Origin of the sequence: Streptomyces sp. NPDC005963 (assembly GCF_040638655.1) — a bacterium.
Taxonomy (GTDB): Bacteria; Actinomycetota; Actinomycetes; order Streptomycetales; family Streptomycetaceae; genus Streptomyces.
The window spans coordinates 13,585-30,440 of record NZ_JBEXVD010000013.1 but is presented as its reverse complement, the minus strand read 5'-3'; the positions used below and the strand labels follow the sequence as shown (position 1 = coordinate 30,440).

Annotated in this window: 15 protein-coding genes; 12 read left to right on the top strand and 3 right to left on the bottom strand. The window is 70.8% G+C overall.

All coding sequences use genetic code 11. From position 1 onward, the window contains the following. Positions 1 to 116: 116 nt before the first annotated feature. A complete protein-coding gene (locus ABZ348_RS18860) occupies positions 117 to 776 on the bottom strand; it encodes a helix-turn-helix domain-containing protein (protein ID WP_358934379.1) in 660 nt (219 codons plus the stop codon). A 477-nt stretch (positions 777 to 1,253) separates the two neighbouring features. On the opposite strand from ABZ348_RS18860, the gene ABZ348_RS18855 reads away from it, so the two are divergent. The 4 genes from ABZ348_RS18855 to ABZ348_RS18840 are packed head-to-tail and all read left to right on the top strand — an operon-like array spanning position 1,254 to position 4,260. Next, positions 1,254 to 1,949: an AfsR/SARP family transcriptional regulator gene (locus tag ABZ348_RS18855; protein ID WP_358934377.1), complete on the top strand. Its 696-nt coding sequence runs from the start codon at positions 1,254 to 1,256 to the stop codon at positions 1,947 to 1,949. 1 nt (position 1,950) lies between these two features. Continuing rightward, complete coding sequence (locus ABZ348_RS18850) at positions 1,951 to 2,694, top strand: alpha/beta fold hydrolase (RefSeq protein WP_358934375.1); 744 nt, start codon at positions 1,951 to 1,953, stop codon at positions 2,692 to 2,694. Next, complete coding sequence (locus ABZ348_RS18845; RefSeq protein WP_358934373.1) at positions 2,691 to 3,524, top strand: metallophosphoesterase; 834 nt, start codon at positions 2,691 to 2,693, stop codon at positions 3,522 to 3,524. The genes ABZ348_RS18850 and ABZ348_RS18845 overlap by 4 nt, the downstream gene beginning before the upstream one ends. A gap of 22 nt (positions 3,525 to 3,546) precedes the next feature. Further along, the gene (locus ABZ348_RS18840; RefSeq protein ID WP_358934371.1) at positions 3,547 to 4,260 is read left to right on the top strand and encodes a 4'-phosphopantetheinyl transferase superfamily protein; all 714 of its coding nucleotides are present in this window, start codon (positions 3,547 to 3,549) and stop codon (positions 4,258 to 4,260) included. On the opposite strand, the gene ABZ348_RS18835 is transcribed toward ABZ348_RS18840, so the two are convergent. Further along, positions 4,197 to 7,073 (bottom strand): AAA family ATPase, encoded by a 2,877-nt coding sequence (locus tag ABZ348_RS18835; RefSeq protein ID WP_358934370.1) that lies wholly within the window; start codon positions 7,071 to 7,073, stop codon positions 4,197 to 4,199. The two genes, ABZ348_RS18840 and ABZ348_RS18835, sit on opposite strands and share 64 nt — an antisense overlap. Positions 7,074 to 7,384: 311 nt before the next feature. On the opposite strand from ABZ348_RS18835, the gene ABZ348_RS18830 reads away from it, so the two are divergent. The 8 genes from ABZ348_RS18830 to ABZ348_RS18795 all read left to right on the top strand — a co-directional run bounded on the left by ABZ348_RS18830 (position 7,385) and on the right by ABZ348_RS18795 (position 16,187). Next, on the top strand, positions 7,385 to 10,078 hold the full coding sequence (locus tag ABZ348_RS18830) for a DUF6531 domain-containing protein (RefSeq protein ID WP_358934368.1): 2,694 nt from the start codon (positions 7,385 to 7,387) through the stop codon (positions 10,076 to 10,078). 63 nt (positions 10,079 to 10,141) lie between these two features. Next, on the top strand, positions 10,142 to 10,546 hold the full coding sequence (locus ABZ348_RS18825) for a hypothetical protein (RefSeq protein WP_358934366.1): 405 nt from the start codon (positions 10,142 to 10,144) through the stop codon (positions 10,544 to 10,546). A gap of 25 nt (positions 10,547 to 10,571) precedes the next feature. Next, positions 10,572 to 11,606 carry a 3-oxoacyl-ACP synthase III family protein gene (locus tag ABZ348_RS18820; RefSeq protein ID WP_358934364.1) on the top strand — a complete coding sequence of 345 codons (1,035 nt, stop codon included), beginning with the start codon at positions 10,572 to 10,574 and terminating at the stop codon, positions 11,604 to 11,606. Position 11,607: 1 nt separating this feature from the next. Continuing rightward, a complete protein-coding gene (locus ABZ348_RS18815) occupies positions 11,608 to 13,602 on the top strand; it encodes an HAD-IIIC family phosphatase (RefSeq protein ID WP_358934362.1) in 1,995 nt (664 codons plus the stop codon). Further along, positions 13,599 to 13,826, top strand: a complete 228-nt coding sequence (locus ABZ348_RS18810; protein WP_358934361.1) for an acyl carrier protein — start codon at positions 13,599 to 13,601, stop codon at positions 13,824 to 13,826. The genes ABZ348_RS18815 and ABZ348_RS18810 overlap by 4 nt, the downstream gene beginning before the upstream one ends. Continuing rightward, a complete protein-coding gene (locus ABZ348_RS18805; protein WP_358934359.1) occupies positions 13,823 to 14,608 on the top strand; it encodes a 2-oxo acid dehydrogenase subunit E2 in 786 nt (261 codons plus the stop codon). Before ABZ348_RS18810 ends, ABZ348_RS18805 begins: the two co-directional genes overlap by 4 nt. Beyond that, positions 14,605 to 15,690, top strand: a complete 1,086-nt coding sequence (locus tag ABZ348_RS18800; protein ID WP_358934357.1) for an alpha/beta hydrolase — start codon at positions 14,605 to 14,607, stop codon at positions 15,688 to 15,690. Before ABZ348_RS18805 ends, ABZ348_RS18800 begins: the two co-directional genes overlap by 4 nt. Then, on the top strand, positions 15,687 to 16,187 hold the full coding sequence (locus tag ABZ348_RS18795) for a flavin reductase family protein (RefSeq protein WP_358934355.1): 501 nt from the start codon (positions 15,687 to 15,689) through the stop codon (positions 16,185 to 16,187). The genes ABZ348_RS18800 and ABZ348_RS18795 overlap by 4 nt, the downstream gene beginning before the upstream one ends. Here the strand turns inward: ABZ348_RS18795 and ABZ348_RS18790 are convergent. Next, entirely contained in the window at positions 16,177 to 16,848 is a 672-nt protein-coding gene (locus tag ABZ348_RS18790; protein ID WP_358934353.1) for a TetR/AcrR family transcriptional regulator, read from the bottom strand. The two genes, ABZ348_RS18795 and ABZ348_RS18790, sit on opposite strands and share 11 nt — an antisense overlap. Positions 16,849 to 16,856: the final 8 nt, after the last annotated feature.

Below are 16,856 nucleotides of genomic sequence, written 5' to 3'. Positions count from 1 at the left end.
CCCGCCGGGTGGTTGCCTCTTCAACTTCGCAAGGCAGGAGCGGCCGAGGTCATGGCGCTGCGGAGACCCGTGGGGGTTTCGGATGCACCCGGGGCAGCCCCTGCGCCCCTCGCGCCTCACCGCCCGGGCTCGGCCGCGCCGTCCTCGTCGGCCACTCCCACGATCCTCAGCGCGGCCCGCGCCACCGCGTCAGCGAAGGCGTCCAACGGTCGGTCCGGATCCGTACGGTGGATCAGGATGACCCCCTCGACCAGGCCGAAGACCATGTCCGTGCGGAGTGCTCGCTCCGCACCGTCGAGCGACCGCCCCGCCCGGGTGGCCGAGAGCAGACGTCCGTACGCGCCCTTCAGCTCGGCGCGCACCCTCCGGAACTCCGCGAGGCGCTCGCCCTGCACCTCGGGCAGGAGGTAGAGGGCCCCCAGGTCGTACGGCCCCTGACACAGCAGTTGGACATCCGCTCGGCAGAGTTCGCGCAATCGCTCTTCCGCGGGTCTCTCGACCTCCTCCAGGAGCTTGCGGGCGAGCTCCCACGACGGCGCGACGGTCGATTCCAGCAGCTCCGCCAGCAGGTCTTCCTTGGCGGGGAAGTAGTGGTAGATCGTCGCCTGGCGCATCCCTGCGCCTTCGGCGACCGCTCGCGTCGTGGTCGCCGCATAGCCGCGCGTGGTGAACAGTCGGGCTGCGGCCCAAAGCAGCTCTTCCCGCACCGTCAGCCCGCTCTCGGCTCGCGGAACCGCGCGCGGCCGGCCGACTCGTCGTCCCGTGGTGGCCCCCATACGGCCGATCGTCGCACACCGCCTCGGCGCGCCCGCCACCGACGGGTGTCATCAGACGGACCGTCAATCCGCTTGTTCTGCAGGCGCATTGGACGCACGGGCGAAGGGAACCCTTCGGGCGATGGGCCGGAACATCGTGGCGTCCCGAGGAAGCGGGGGATCAGATCCGGCCTCCCGGCACGCTCCCCGCTCCAGGGGAGCGCGAACCGACCTGGACGAAAGGACCGTCAATCCTCACCCCACCCACCAAAGCCATCACAAAGCCCCAGCTCAGCAACGGTCACTTTTCAGCCATTCCCACTACGTACGTACTTTCCCCGATGTGTGGACAGGGACGGATCTCGGACAGTGAAGGCGGACGGACACGAAAGAGTGTTCCCACGACTTCACGGGGTGTCGATGCGCTACGAACTGCTCGGTCCGCTTCGCGTCTCGCACGGGGGGAGGAGCTTCTCACTCAGTGCCCCCAAGATGGAGATGACGCTGGCCACGCTCCTCATCACCGCCGGAAGAATCACCTCCAAGGAACAGCTCGTCGCGGAGTTGTGGATCGCGCAACCGCCGCGCCGGGCATCCGCCGCTGTGCATGTCTACCTCTCCCAACTGAGAAAGTTCCTCGTCAGCGCCGGAGACCACGAGGGCCAGGCCATCGCAACCAAACCGTCCGGCTATATGTTCCGCTTCCACGGCGCCGGCTACGACGTGTCCGACTTCCAGGCCCTGATACGCACCGGCAGGGCACACCACCACGAGGGCCGTCACGAAGCCGCCCTCGAAGCCTTCGAACGCGCCCTGCTCCTCGTCCGCGGTCCCGTGTTGGACGGCATGGCGGAAGGACCGGCGCTCTCCGCCATCGCCACCTGGGCCGAGGAGGAGCGACTCGGCTGCATCGAACTGTGCGTGGAGGCGCGGACCGCGCTGGGCCGGCACCGTGAAGTGATCAGCCTCTTGCGGGGGTTGATCGAGGAGTACCCGTTGCGCGAATCGTTCTACCGACAGCTCATGCTGGTCCTCTACCGCTCCGAACGGCAGGCGGAGGCGCTGCGCGTGTACCGCTCGGCCCAACAGGTGCTGCGGGCCGAACTCGGCCTGGAGCCCTGCCGCTCACTGCGCCGACTGCACCAGGCGATCCTGACCTCCGACTCGCTCCTCGACCTCCCCTTGGCGGGCTGAGATGTCCGAGGACCAGGAACGCTGGATCAGGCGCTTCCACCCGGTGTCCGGGGCACCCGTGGAACTGGTCTGTTTCGCCCACGCCGGTGGTTCCGCCGCCTACTGGTTCGCCCTGTCCAAGCGGCTGACCCCGGGCGTCGAAGTGCTCGCCGTGCAGTACCCGGGACGCCAGGAGCGCCATCGGGAGGCGCCGCTCACCCAACTGCACACGCTGGCCGACCGCATCGCAGCCGCGCTTCCCCCCGGCCGGCCGCGCATCTTCCTCGGACACAGCATGGGCGCCTCCCTGGCGTACGAGGTCGCCGCACGGCACTCCCGCACCCCCGGCGGCGGTCCCGCCGCCCTGCTGCTCTCCGGTCGCCGGCCACCGTCCCGGCACCGGGCCGACGCGGACCGGCTGGTGGACGACCGGGCGCTGCTCGCGAAGGTGCGTTCGCTCGGCGGCACCGGCACCGGACTGCTCGACGACCACGAGATGTTGGGTCTGGTCCTCCCGGTGCTGCGCGGCGACTACCAGGCCCTCGCCAGCTACGAACCGACGGCAGGGACGCCGGTCTCCTGTCCCGTCGTGGGCCTCGCGGGCGCCGAGGACCCCGAGGCTCCGCCGGACGACGTCGGCGCCTGGGGCGAGCACACCACAGGCGCCTTCGAGCTGCGGACCTACTCGGGCGGACACTTCTTCCTCACCGAGAACTTCGCGTCGGTGGCGGACCTGGTCCACGAGTTGCTTCCGCTGCCCGCGTGAGCGGGAGCCTGCTGGCCGTCAGCGATCTGCACATCGCCTTCGAGGACAACCGCACGGCCCTGCGCGCCCTGCGCCCCCGGCACCCGGACGACTGGCTGCTGGTCGCCGGAGACGTGGGCGAGGTGGCCGCGGACGTGGAGTGGGCGCTGCGACTGCTGAGCGAACGGTTCGCGCGGGTGGTGTGGGTGCCCGGCAACCACGAGCTCTGGACGCACCCCACGGATCCGCTCACGCTGCGCGGGGTGGAGCGGTACGACCATCTGGTGGCCGTGTGCCGGCGGCTCGGGGTGCTCACCCCGGAGGACCCCTATCCCGTGTGGTCCGGACCGTCGGGGCCCGTCACCGTCGTTCCGCTGTTCCTGCTCTACGACTACTCGTTCCGGCAACCCGGTGTCGACTCCGTCCGAGAAGCCCTGCGACTGGCCGCCGGCCGGGGCGTGGTCTGTGCGGACGAGACACTGCTCGACCCCACCCCGTACCCCGGCATCGAAGCCTGGTGCAGGGCGCGGCTGGCGCTGAGCGAGGGGCGGTTGGCCGCGCTCGGCCCGGACGTGCGCACGGTCCTGGTCAACCACTTCCCCCTGGTCCGAGGGCCCACCCGCGTCCTGCGCCACCCCGACTTCGCCCTCTGGTGCGGAAGCGCCGGGACCGCCGACTGGCACCTGCGGTTCCGGGCCCAAGCGGTGGTCTACGGGCATCTGCACATCCCCCGGACGACCTGGCACGACGGGGTCCGCTTCGAGGAGGTGTCCATCGGCTACCCCCGGGAGTGGCGGGCCAGGGGCGACCGTCCGGGCGGGCCTCGACTGATCCTGCGCGGCCGGCCGTGACGCCCGATCGAAGGAGACGCACATGTTGGATCGACTGCTGCCGTCCTGGGCGGTGTCCGCAGAAACGTACGGCGATCCGCCGCAGGCGCGATTGCACCCGGCGGAGGAGGACGTCATCCGCCATGCGGTGGAATCGCGCCGCCGCGAGTTCACCAGCGTGCGCCACTGCGCCGGGCTGGCCCTGCGGGAGTTGGGCGTCGGCTACCGTCCCCTGCTGCCCGGCGTACGGGGGGCGCCGAGTTGGCCGCAGGGGATCGTGGGCAGCATGACGCACTGCCCCGGCTTCCGGGCGGCGGCGGTGGCCCGCACGGGTGACGCCCTGTCGCTCGGCATCGACGCGGAGGTGGACGCGCCCCTGCCACCGGGCATGTTGGAGGTGATCTCCCTGCCCGGGGAGTTGGAGCACGTCGACCGTCTGTCCGCCGACCGGCCGGGACCGCGCTGGGACCGGCTGTTGTTCAGTGCCAAGGAGGCCGTCTACAAGGCGTGGTTCCCGCTCGCCGGGCGGCTGCTCGACTTCCACCAGGCGGAGATCTCCTTCGACGCCGGCCAGGGGACCTGGAGCGCCGAGCTCCTGGTGCCGGGACCCATCGTCGGCGGTCGGCGGCTGGGCCGGATGACGGGCAGGTGGAGCGCCGGCAGGGGCTTGCTCGTCACGGCGGTGGCAATCGCTCAGCCGGCCAAGGCGACCAGCCGGGCGAGTTCGGCCCGTGAGCTGACGCCCAACTTGCTGTAGATGCGCGTGATGTGGGCGTCGACGGTGCGGGGACTGACCATCAGCCGCTCGGCGATCTCCCTGGTCTTGCGCCCCTCCCCCGCCAGGGCCGCCACCTCCTTCTCACGATGGGTCAGTTCGGCGAACGCACCGTCCGTACCGCCGACCGGATCGTGACCGGCGGCCCGTGCCAGTTCACGGGCGCGGGCCCCGGACGGGCTCTCCGCACCGAGCAGTTCCATCGCCTCCTCGTAGGCCCGTGCCGCTTCCGCGTTCTGACGCCGACTGGCGAGGGCGTGGCCGCGGGCGAGTAGGGCATGGCCGCTCTGTTCGGCGATGCCCACCGCGCGGGCCGCATCGGCGGCGTGGGCGGCCCATTCGTCGATGTCGGCCACGTCCAACCCGAGCCGGTCGTCCCCCGCTGCCAGCGCCGCAGCGGCGAGCAGTTCATAGCCGCGGGCGGCCAGGACGGCGACCGGCTCCGACACCCGCCACGCCTCCCTCCTGGGCAACAACAGGGCCAGTGCGGCGCCTCCGTCACCACCGGCCAGCAGCGCCTCGGCCAGCAGCAGTGCGTTCAACGGTGTACGGGGCTCTGCGGCCAACTCGCCCGAGAGGGACGTCGGCCGCGGGCGGCGGCTGCGGACCTGGGGGTTGACCCGGCCCAGTTGTGCCCATGCCGCCGCGACGATGGCGTCCGAGAGCCCCACGTGGTCCGCCCGCCCCGCGGCGTCGGCCGTCTCACGGCACTCCCGCGCCATGGCCAGTGCCTCCGGCATCCGCCCGGACTGGTAGTGGACGTAACCGAGGGTGTCCAACAGGGGAGGCAGCAGATGGATGTCGCCCCTTTCGCGCACGGAGGTGAGCGCGCGTTCGGCATGGCCGTGGGCCGGGCCGTACCAACCCATCAGCGCTTCGGCCCAGCTCAGGACGAGGAGCAGCGGATTCTCCTGGTCGCTCGCCGGCGTGCCGTCGTCCAGGTCGTCGAGCGCCTGCGCAGCGGCGACCAAGGGCCATTCGGCCGAGCAGGTGTCGCCGGCGACGACCGCGCACAGTCCGCGCAGGGCGAGCGCTCCGGCCGCGGTCACCGTCTCGCCGTCCCTCGTGCGCCGGACCAGCGCTTCGATGTCGGCCCGGGCCGGCACTTGACCCGCGAGCACCTTGGACACCTGCTGCTGCACCTGGAGCAGCGCCACGGCCGCATGGTCGAGCGCGCCGGTGGCGGAGAGTTCGGCGGCGATCAGGCCCTGTGCCGCCTCGTCACGGCCGAGTGCGGCCATGACTCCGGACAGATAGGAGACGGTCGTCGCCCGTTCGCGCGCGGTGGCGCCTGCCTGCGCGGGCAGGATCTCCCGCACCAGTCGGTTGACGCCGTTCGCGTCGCCGGCCGCCGCCAGTGCCTGCACGACCGGCTGCCAGAGCTCCGGCGGATCGGCAGGGCGGCCCTGCGCACCCAGGGTGCGTTCCAGCCGCATGGCCACGGTCAGCCAGTGGGCAGCCGCCGACGGCTCGCCCAGGTGCAGCGCGGTCCGGGCGGCGGCGGTCAGGACCTCGCGGTCCACCGAGGTGGCGCCCGCACCCGCGCGCTCGACGTGGGGAGCGAGTTCGATGGCCGGGGTGCCCAGCGTGCGCAGGCACGACAGCGCCCGGCGGTGTGCTCCGGCCCGCCAGCAGGCGTCCATCCGCTCGTAGAGCCCACTGCGCAGCAGGGGGTGGCGGAAGGTCAACAACCCGGGAACCGAGGTGGGACGCAGGAGGTCCCGGCGGCGCAGTTCGCTGAGGATGGAGCAGGCCGCGTCACGGCTGACGGCGGCGACCTCGGCCACGGTGTCCACACTGAAGCCGTCGCCGAGCACGGCTGCCGCGTACAACACCGTGCGCGTGGTGGCATCGAGCCGTCCGGTCTCGGTGTGCAGACGTACGTCGAGGTGACGCACAGCGTGGGCCCACTCGTCCTGTGGGGTGCCGGCTGCCGAGTCGTGTGCGGCGGCCAGGGCGAGGACGTAGAGCGGGTTCCCGGCTCCTGTGAGGTGCAGTCGCCGCAGCTCCGGGGAGTGGGTCGGCGGGACGGACTGGCGCAGTTGGGTGCCGTGCGGCTCCTGGTCCGGCGGCTGCGTTCGCGCGGGGTGGGGCTCCTGGGGTGGCTGCCACGTCGGTGTGGTGCGCGGCGCTCCGGCGAGCAGTTCGGCGGTCTGGTCCAGTGTGAGTGCGGGCAGTTCCACCAGATCCACCGCGCCCCGCTCGGCTCCCTCCTGGAGGGTTCCGCGGACCTGGGCGGGGATCTGTCGCGGGCGGTGGGCCACGATCACGGCCAGCCCACCGTCGACGGGCCAGTGGGTCAGGACTTCGAGGAGCTCGGCGGTGCCCGCGTCCGCCCAGTGGTAGTCGTCCAGGACGAGCAGGAGCCCGGCGGGGGCGTCGGCGAGGGACAGGCCGAACAGACGTCGTACCCCGGCGTAGAAGTGGCAGCGGCGACCGAAGTCCGCGCCGTCGGTGCCCGGACCGTCCACGAGGGTTCTGATCAGCGCCGTGGCAGGTGTCATGGGCGCTGTGGTGTCGTCGGGCGGCTCCCAGGTGGAGAGCGCCTGGAGGATCGGCCGGTAGGGGGTGGCCGACTCGGTGCAGCGGCCCCGGAGCACGCGGACGCCCTGGTCCTCGGCCCGACGGGTGAGCGCCGTGAGGAGCCGGGTCTTGCCCATGCCCGGGTCCGCGGCCAGTTCGGCGACCGCGGGGCGGCCGTGGCGCGTGCTGGTGACGACCCGCTCCAGGCGCTCCAGTTCGGCGCTGCGCACCGTGGTGTGCACCGACGCTCCGACAGCGGTGATGACAGCCACGGTGTGTCTCCTTACCTCCGAGGAAGCCGGAAGAGTTGGGCTCGCCCCACAGTAGAAGACGATTTCCGGCCGCACCCGGCGCGTTACAGAAGGTTCATGATCTGCCCCGCGGTGGGGGCTCCTGATGATTCGAGGGCCGGGAGTGATCGGCTGGCAGTCGTGGCGGAGTTGTGCCCTGTGTGATGGATGAGGGTCAGGGGGTGCGGCGGCCTTAGATGAGCTTTAGACACCGGATCGAGCCTGGCGATCCGATGGAACCACCGCCTCCCGGCGCCCGGTTCCCCGACCGTGCCGTCCTTGAGGAGCCGCCCGTGCCCACGCCTGGGGATACCGCCGAAGTCACCGGCGCCACCAATCACACCACAGCCACCGCAGCCACTGCTGGCACCTCAGCGACCAGCGTCCCGAGCGCCGTCGATGCCGCCGTCCCGCCGGCCGTCCGCGTACCCCTCGGTGATCGTACGGAGCTTGTGGTGGACCCGGCGTCGGGCGAACTGGTGTTGCGGCACCTGGATCTGGTGATCGCCGGGACGAAGGAGCACCTCCGGCTCGTACGCGAGTACCGGAGCCGGTCCCCCCGCGACGAGGGGTTCGGTCCCGGCTGGTCGCTGTCCACCGGCTCCGCCCAGGTGCAGGACCGCGCATCGGGGCCAGTCACGATCATCGACGACCAGGGGCGGACCACCACGGTGGACCGCACCGGTGACGGCAGGTTCACCGCCGTCGTCGATCCGACGGGCGTGTCGGTCGCGCTGCTGACCTACGACCCGGCGGGACGTTTGGTGCGCCAGGTCGATGCCACCGGAGCCGGCGTCGAGTTCGACTGGGACACACAGGGCCGATTGGTCAGGGTGACTCCGGCCGAGGACGGACCCGTTCGGCTGCGGTACGACGAGCGGGACTCGGTGGTCTCCGTGGAGTGGACGGGCACCGACGGCCCGACCGTCGTCCGGCTCGCCTACGACGGCGACCGCACGACCGTCACCGACCCCGCCGGGAAGAACACGGTGTACGTCTTCGACTCCGCGGGCCGACTCCGCTCGGAGACGGACCCACTGGGGCACACCGTCGAGCGCGGTTGGGACGAGCACGGCCGGCTGGTCCGCTACACCGATGCGACCGGCGCCGAACACACCTATGCGTACGACGCGTTGGGACGACCCATCTCGCTGAGACTCCCCACAACGGCCGTGCTCACAGTGGCCTACGACGATCCGACCCACCCGGGGTTGCCGACGGCGCTCCAGGACGCCGCCGGCAACCAACTCCTGTTGGAGCGGGACAAGTCAGGCCGGATCGAGCGGAGTCACACCCCGGGGCGACCCCTGCCCCTCGACACCCGCGCCTATGACTCCGAGCACGGCCGCATCACGGAACTGACCCATGGCAACGGGGCCAACACCCACTTCGACTACGACACGCACGGAAACCTGATCCGGGTCCGGCCGCCCGCCCCGCTGGGGGAGGTCGGCTACGGGCGCGACGAACTGTCCCGGATCACCCGTGTGACCGACGGCAACGGTCAGACCATCGGCCACCGCCGCGACGCGGCGGACCGACTGGTGGAGGTCGTCGACGAGGACACGGACACCCCTCTGCTCTCCCTCGCGTACGACGCGGTGGGCCGAGTGGTCGGCAAGTCGGGCGCGGACTGGTCGTACGCCTTCCAATGGCTGCGCACGGCCGGCGGGAACCGGCTCACCTCGGCCGTCCGCTCCGACGCGGCGGGATCCGAGGAGGTCAGCGCGGTGTACAACGGCGCCGGCTCGCTGACGGCGCTGACCACTCCCGGGGGCGTCGTCCACTACGGCTACGACGACGCGGGCCGCCCTGCGTCCGTCACCACGCCCGGCGGTGCCACGGTCGTGTTCGGCCACGACGCGGCGGGACGGCTGACGTCCGTGGACCACGGTTCCACGGTTCAACACATCACCCACGACGCCTCGGGCCGACGCACCGGGCTCACCCTGCGCACCGAATCCGGCAAGGTCCTGCTGACCACGTCGTACTCCTACACCTCCGGCAGCGGCGCGGACGGCGATGTACTGCGCCACGCCGTGGACGACGGCACCTTCACCGGCTACGGCTACGACGGGCTGAAACGCCTGGTGCGCGCCGGTGAGACGGAGTACGCCTACGACGACGCCCACCATCTGGTGCGCCTCGGCGGCATCCACTTCGACCTCAACGAAGCCGGGCAGGTGACCCGCTTCGGCGAGACCCTCTTCGGCTACGACGGGGCGGGCAGCTTCACCGATGAGCAGAACCCCGACGGGCGGTTCGCCTACAGCCCCACGCGGCAGACGCTGACGGGGGTGTTCGGCGGACAACAGGTGGTGGACATCGCCTACGACGGGCTCGGACAGGAGACGCCGCGGCGCATCACCGAGACCACGGTGGACGGCCACACGGTCACCCATGTGCTGACCCACAGCCCGCTCGGTGTCGTCCGGGTCACCGACAACGGCGTGCCCACCGACTTCGTGCGCGCACCGGACGGCACGCTGTTGGCCGTGCTGACCGCCGACGGCAGACGGTACTGGGCCGTCACCGACCAGCAGGGCTCGGTGCTCGCCCTGGTCGACGAGACCGGCGCGATCGCCGCCCGCTACCACTACACACCGCACGGGGCCGTGACCGCATCGGGTGCCGCGGCCGGCGCCAACCCCTTCCGCTACCGCGGTGCGTACCAACTGCTGCGGAGCGCCCACGTACTCGACCACCACCTGTACAACGGGTTCTGGGGGCGCTTCACCCAACCGGATCCGACCGGCCGCCGGTACGCGACGTACACGTTCTCCGACAACGACCCGGTGAACAGCGGGACCTGGACGCGCGCCGACTTCTGGAGCGTCCTCGCGCGACCGTTCGAACCGGCCGCGCAGGTGTTCCTGCCCTCGCCGGTCCGACGCCCGCGTACTCCTGGCGAACACCTCACCGGCCCCGGCGCCTTCGCGGTCGAGCCGCCCTCGGTCACCGGAACACAACCGTCCAGGACGCTCTGACCCCTCCGCTCCGCGACGCACCTCCCGACTCCAAGCCTCCGGCCCGTGAAAGGAACCGCACCCATGGCAGACCAGATCGTGATCCGCGTGCCCAAGGAGATCGTCGTCAAGGTCGTCGACGACGTCGAGGTCTCCGATCCACAACCCGGGCAGACGGGCACCTTCGACGACGAGTTGTTCGACGAGTCGGGCGCACTGATCGGCACCTCCCACGGGTCCTTCCGGATCGAGTACGTACGCCCGGGTGACGGGGGCCTGCTGACCTACTACACGGAGGACATCACCTTCCCCGACGGCACCATCCACGCCGAGGGCTGGGCCGACTTCAACGACGTGCGCACCAGCGAGTGGGTGCACTACCCGGCCACCGGCACCAGCGGACGCTACGAGGGACTGACCGGCTTCAGGACCTGGCGGATGACCGGAGTGCGCAAGTCCGCCGAGGCCCGCATCCTGCTGTCCGACTGACGGTCCACACCGCGAAGGAGCCCCGATGAGCATTCCGGACGTACATGTACGCTCGGCGGCCTCCGCCCTGCCCGGGCCGGCGTTGGACAACGCGGCGCTGGCCAGGCGACTGGGGATGGACCCCCTGTGGGAGCAGTGGGTGGACGTCTTCATCGGCACCCGGTCCCGCCATCTGGCACTGGACCTGGAGTCGGGAGAGCTGACGGTCCCGCTCGTGGACCTGGCGGAGGAGGCAGGACGGCGCGCACTGACCGCGGCCGGCATCACCGCGGCGGACGTGGACGCCGTCGTGCTGGCCACCGCGACGCCGGACCGGCTGATGCCCGCCACGGTCAACGTGGTCGCGGACCGGCTGGGGATCGACGGGGTCCGCAGCTTCCAACTCCAGTCAGGGTGCTCGGGCGCGGTTCAGGCACTGGACGTGGCCCAGCAGATCCTGCGCAGCGGTAGCGGTCGGACCGTGCTGGTGCTCGGCGGCGATGTGATCGCCCGCTTCTTCGACGTGGGAGCCGATCTGCGCAAGGCGGCACCCGCCGAACTGGTCAACTACGTCCTGTTCGGCGACGCGGCCGGGGCGGCGGTGCTCAGTGTGGATCCCGGGCCTGGGTCCGCGACCGTACGGGGTCTGTTCACACGGCTGGTGGGGCTCGGTCGTGAGCCCGCAGCCTTCCTGGAGTGGTTCGGGCCCGCCGACCGGAACACCGACCGGCCCGCCGCCGGCGAGGACTACAAGGCCATCGAGGAGCATGTGCCCCGGATGACCGAAGAGGTGCTCGCCGAGCTGCTGGACACGGTGGGCTGGCAGCCGGAGGACGTCGACCTCCTGCTGCCGCCGCAGCTCTCCGGCCGGATGACCCGGCTGATCTCCGACCGGCTGGCCCTGCCCCGTGCAGTGGACGTCTCCTGCGTCGACGACACGGGCAACTGCGGCAACGCGATCGTCTTTCTGCAACTGGAACGGGCCCTGGCCGGACTGCTCGGTCCCGGCCGTCGTGCGGTCGGAGTCTCCATCGAGTCCAGCAAGTGGCTCAAGGCCGGTTTCGCCCTGGAAGGGAACTGACATGGCCGGGGATTCCCTCGCCGACCTCCACCGGGACGGACAGCTCGCCGCCCGATACCCCCGGATCCGTGGCCTGTTGGCCGGTCTCACCCCCGCCGAACTGCTCCGGGCCGGGAGGCTGCTCGCCCGGATCGACCCGCAGGAGGTCCTGGCGGCGCACCCCGCGGTGGCATCGCCCGTGGTCGCCGTCACCGGGCACGGCACGCTCGCGGCCGTGGTGCCCGCGCTGACGGTGGAGTTCGCCCGGCACGGGCTGCTGCCCCGGATACGGCCGTCGGACTTCGACGGTTGGGTGTTCGATCTCGCAGACCCCCACAGTGCGCTGTACGCGTCCCGGCCGGATCTGGTGTTGTGCGTGCTGGATGCGGCCGTGGTCACGGACGAACTGCCCGTGGTGTGGCGGACGAAGGACGTTGAGAGGGTGCTCGCCGAGAAGCTCGCCCTCGTCGAACGGGCCGCGGCCGTCTTCGCCACCACCGCGGACGCCGGCACGCTCGTGCTCAACACCCTGCCCCTGCCCCGCGAGCTGACCGCGCAACTCGTCGACCTGCGGGAGCGCGCCGTACTGGGTGCCGTGTGGCGGGAGGCCAACGCCCGGCTGCTCAGGCTCTCCGAGGAGCGGCCCGAGGTCATCACGATCGACCTCGACCCCCTGCTCGCGGAAGGCACCCCCGCGCGGGAGATCCGTCAGAGCGTCTACGCCAAGGCCCATCTCTCCGATGCGCTGCTGGCCGCCTACGCACGTGAGGTGGGGCATCTGGCCCGACAGTCGGCCGGCGGCGGCAAGAAGGTGCTGGCGTTGGATCTGGACAACACGGTGTGGGGCGGGATCCTCGGCGAGGTGGGGAGGGAGGGCATCGAGACGGGAGGGAGCTATCGGGGCGAGGCGTTCCGCCGGTTCCAGCGCGTGGTCAAGCAACTCGGCTCCCAGGGCGTACTGATCGCTGCGGTCAGCAAGAACGACCGGGAGCCGGTGCTCGACGCACTGCGGGAGCATCCGGATCTCGTACTGCGCACGGATGACTTCCTCCAGATCAGGGCCAACTGGCGCCCGAAGCACGACAATCTCGTCGAGCTGGCACGGGATCTCAATGTCGGTGTCGACAGTGTCGTCTTCGTCGACGACAGCTCCTTTGAATGCGGTCTCGTCCGCAGGGAGTTGCCCGGCGTGGCCGTGGTGGAGGTGGACGAGGAGCCCGCCCGCCATGTGGAGCGCCTGTTGGCGGACGGTTGGTTCGACGTGCGCCAGTTGACGGCCGACGATCTCGCCAGGCCCGCCCGCTACCAACAGGAGCAGGCCCGGTTGGACTTCCTGGACGGCTTCGACTCGCTGGACGGGTATCTGCATGAGCTCGACGTCCGGGTGGAACTGGCCCCCGCAGTGCCCGCACAGTACGCGCGGGTGTCACAACTGACCCTGCGCACCAATCAGTTCAACCTCACCACGCACAGGCTGGAGCCCGCCCAGATCCGAGCCCTGGCCGAGGGCCCGGATACGGACGTGCTGACGATCAGCTCCGCGGACCGGTTCGGGAGCAACGGGCTGGTGGGTGCGGTCATCGTACGACGCAGCGACGACACCCTGCGCATCGAGAACTTCCTTCTCAGCTGTCGGGTGTTCTCCCGGGGCATCGAGCAGAGCGTCCTGGGGGCCCTGCTGCGCGACGCCCGTGCCGGCGGCGCGGCCCAGGTGGTGGCCGACTACCGGCGCACCGCGAGGAACGGTGTGGTGGCGGACTTCTATCCGCGGTGGGGTTTCGCCACGGTGTCGGCGGAGGAGCCGCTGATCACCTTCCGGCACGACCTCGGTTCGCTTCCGGAGGCGCCCACCCACATCCGGCTCTCGGCCCGGTTCGAGCCGGAGCCGGAGCCACCGTCCGAGTCCGAGTCCGAGTCCGAGTCCGAGTCCGAGTCCGAGTCCGAGTCCGAAACAGTGACAGCTCCTGAGTCCAAGCCAGTCATGGAGACCGTGCCCGTCGAAGGGAAAACGTTGTGAACAGTGTCGAGGACTTCGTCGCACTGCTCAGGGACGAACTGGCGCTCCCGGTGACCGCCGAGGACCTGGACTCCGGTTGGGACACCGTCGACTGCTGGGACTCGGTGCACCTGCTCTCGTTGTGCACCCTGTTGGAACGGGAGACCGGCCGGCAGCTCTCGCTCGCCGCCGCCCTGGAGGCACCGAGCCTCGCGGCCCTCTACCGGTTGGCGGTGGGACCGTGACCGAGGTCCGGTCCACCGAAGAACTGCCGGGCCGGCCGCTCCCCCGGGAGCGCCACCACACGCTGTTCTTCCTGGAGGTGATCCGGGACTTCTCGCCGGTCTTCCTGGACACGGAGGTGGACATGGGACGGGTACTGGCCCATAGGGCGGCTGCGGCGGCCGGCCCCGAAGCAGTGCACTACGCACGAACCGCCTATGTGCTGCACGCCGCCGGGCGAGTGCTGGCCCGCCATCCGGATGCCAATGCCGCGGTCCAGGGCGGCCTGCTGCGTCCCCGTATCGCCCACTACCCCTTCGTCAACGGCAAGTTGGCACTGGACCGCACGCTGAACGGACGGCGGGTGGTGCTCGGCACGGTGCTGCCCGGACTCCAGGACAGCGGGTTGCCCGAGATCCAGGCGCATCTGGACCGGGTGCGAAGCAGCGACCCGGCGACTTCGGCCGAGTTCGACGGCGTACGGAAACTGCACGGTCTGCCCTGGTCCGAGGGGCGTCGCAGATTCCGGCACGCGGCCCGGTCACTGGCCCTGCGTCCCCATCTGACCGGCACCTTCTCCGTGACCTCGCTGGGGCATCGGGCCGTCGACTCATTCCATTCGGTGGGCGGTACGACCACGACCTTCGGCGTCGGCCGGATCGTGGACCGTCCCGTCGTCCGCGACGGCGAGATCACGGTGGCCCCTGTCATGCGGCTGAGCCTGACGTTCGACCACCGGGCGATCGACGGTGCGGAGGCCGCCGATGTGTTGACCGAGGTGAAGGAAGCGTTGGAGGGCCTGTGAACGACCTCGCGGAACTCAAACGGTTCGTGGTGGCCCACACCCGCTCCCAGGGGCTGCCGCCCGAGCACTACGACCCGTTGTTGTCGCGGATCCGGCACGACGGGGACGGGACCCCGGGGTCCTGGGTGTCCGAGTGGAGCGCGGAAGCCGAACGGCTGGCGGCCTCGGGACGGCTCCTCGAAGCGTCGGTGCACTTCAACATGGCGCGTTTCCCCTTCGTGGACGGACCGGCCAGGTCAACGGCCCTCGAACGGTGCACGGACTCCTTCGCCCGGTGGGCGGCCGACGTCCCGGCCCTGTCCCGATGGGACGTGGAACTGCCGCAGGGCCGGGTCCGCTGCTGGAGCACCGGACTCGACAGCGCCGATCCCAAGCCACTGCTCCTGATGACGGGCGGAATCGTCTCCGTCAAGGAACAGTGGGCACCCGTCCTGCTGCAACTCGCGGCGCTGGACCTCGCCGGAGTGGTCACCGAGATGCCGGGGGTAGGCGAGAACACCCTCCCCTACGACGCCGGGAGTCACGGCATGTTCTCCGCGGTGCTCGACGCGGTGGGGGATCGCGCGGACACCTCGCGGACCTATGCACTGGCCCTGAGCTTCAGCGGCCATCTGGCCCTACGGGCTGCGGTGCACGACCGCCGGATCCGCGGAGTGGTGGGGGCGGGCACCCCCGTACGGGACTTCTTCACCGACGAACAGTGGCAGCGATCGGTACCGCGCGTCACCACGGACACCCTGGCGCATCTGACCGGGACGACACCCGACACGGTGTATCCGCTCATCGGAGACTGGGCACTGACGTCCGACGAGCTCTCGGCGCTGGAGATCCCGGTGGCCCACGTCACCAGTCTGCGCGACGAGATCGTGCCGCCGGGCGAGGCGCAGTTGCTGCGCGAGCAGATCAGGCGCGTACGGCTGCTCGCGCACGACGATGTGCACGGCGCGCCGTCGCACTTCGCCCAGACACGGCTGTGGACCCTGTTGTCGGTTCTGCGGATGCGGGGCGGGTACGGCCCGCAGCGTACGGCGCTCACGCGGGAGTTCGCGCGGCTGCGCTATGGAAGGGGAACACCGGAATGACACAGGTGACGGCACTGGCCGGCGGTACTCGATGTCTGCGCAGTGTGTTGGGACGGTTCGCGACCGGGGTGATCGCGGTGGCGGCGCAGGATCCCGTGACGGGGCGGCGGTCGGGGCTCGCGGCCAACTCCTTCAGTTCGGTCTCGCTCGATCCGCCGCTGGTCTCCTTCTGCGTGGCGCACACCAGCACCAGTTGGCCGGCGCTGCGGTCGGCGGGGCTGCTGGGCATCTCGATCCTGAGAGCGGATCAGCGGGAGGCCGCCGCACGGTTGGCGCAGCGGGGTGGTGACAAGTTCCGGGACCTGTCGTGGGAGGGGTCCCCCGGCGGTGCACCGGTACTGGACGGCGCGCTGGCCTGGCTGGAGTGTGCGATCGAGGCGGAGCATCCCGCCGGTGACCATGTGATCGTGGTCTGCCGGGTGCTCCGCCTCGATGCGTCCGGTGAGGGTGAACCGCTGTTGTTCTTCCGGGGTGCTTTCGGGGGGTTCAGCCACTGACCTCGGGGCTTCGGCTGCCGAAGGCCCGGAGGAAGGTGTCCACGCCGGCGGTGACGATCTGCACGACCCGGTCGGGGTCGAGCGGTCGGGTGCCGAGGGCGGAGAGGCCGGCCAACTCCTCGTAGACGAGGGCGATGAACTGGTTGGCGGCCCGTTCGGGGTCCTCGATCCGCAGATGGCCGGCGTTGGCGAGGCGTGCCAGCCGTCCGGCCAGGGCGTCGGTGAACTGGTTGGGGCCGCTGGCCCGGACCTCGTCGAAGAGGTCGGGGAAGCGGACGGCCTCCGCGTACAGCAGTCGGCGCACGGATTCCGACTTCTCGTCGCAGTAGCAGTCGATGAGCTTGTGGGCGACGTTCTCCAGGCCGGGGCGCAGCCCGTCGGAGCCGGTGGGAAAGGCGTCGAGCACATCGAGCGTCTTGGCGTTGGACCGCGCCGCGGTCTCGGTCATCACGTACCGGAAGAGCTTCTCCTTCGAGCCGAGATGGTTGTAGATCGTGGGTTTCGCCACCCCGGCTTCGGCGGCGATCAGGTCCAGGCTCGCCTGGGTGTAGCCGACGCGTGCGAAGACTCGCAGGGCCGCGTCGACGATGGCCCGGCGCTTGTCCATCCGGCCCCGGTCCGTCGGGGCCGGTGTTGTTTTCGGGGTCTCGCCACCACTCATGCCGTCAT

Coding starts and splice junctions, on each gene's coding strand:
- ABZ348_RS18850 (WP_358934375.1), top strand. CDS start 1,951: ATGTCCGAGGACCAGGAACGCTGGATCAGGCGCTTCCACCCGGTGTCC.
- ABZ348_RS18815 (WP_358934362.1), top strand. CDS start 11,608: ATGGCCGGGGATTCCCTCGCCGACCTCCACCGGGACGGACAGCTCGCC.
- ABZ348_RS18825 (WP_358934366.1), top strand. CDS start 10,142: ATGGCAGACCAGATCGTGATCCGCGTGCCCAAGGAGATCGTCGTCAAG.
- ABZ348_RS18840 (WP_358934371.1), top strand. CDS start 3,547: ATGTTGGATCGACTGCTGCCGTCCTGGGCGGTGTCCGCAGAAACGTAC.
- ABZ348_RS18855 (WP_358934377.1), top strand. CDS start 1,254: ATGACGCTGGCCACGCTCCTCATCACCGCCGGAAGAATCACCTCCAAG.
- ABZ348_RS18790 (WP_358934353.1), bottom strand. CDS start 16,848: ATGAGTGGTGGCGAGACCCCGAAAACAACACCGGCCCCGACGGACCGG.
- ABZ348_RS18860 (WP_358934379.1), bottom strand. CDS start 776: ATGGGGGCCACCACGGGACGACGAGTCGGCCGGCCGCGCGCGGTTCCG.
- ABZ348_RS18795 (WP_358934355.1), top strand. CDS start 15,687: ATGACACAGGTGACGGCACTGGCCGGCGGTACTCGATGTCTGCGCAGT.
- ABZ348_RS18820 (WP_358934364.1), top strand. CDS start 10,572: ATGAGCATTCCGGACGTACATGTACGCTCGGCGGCCTCCGCCCTGCCC.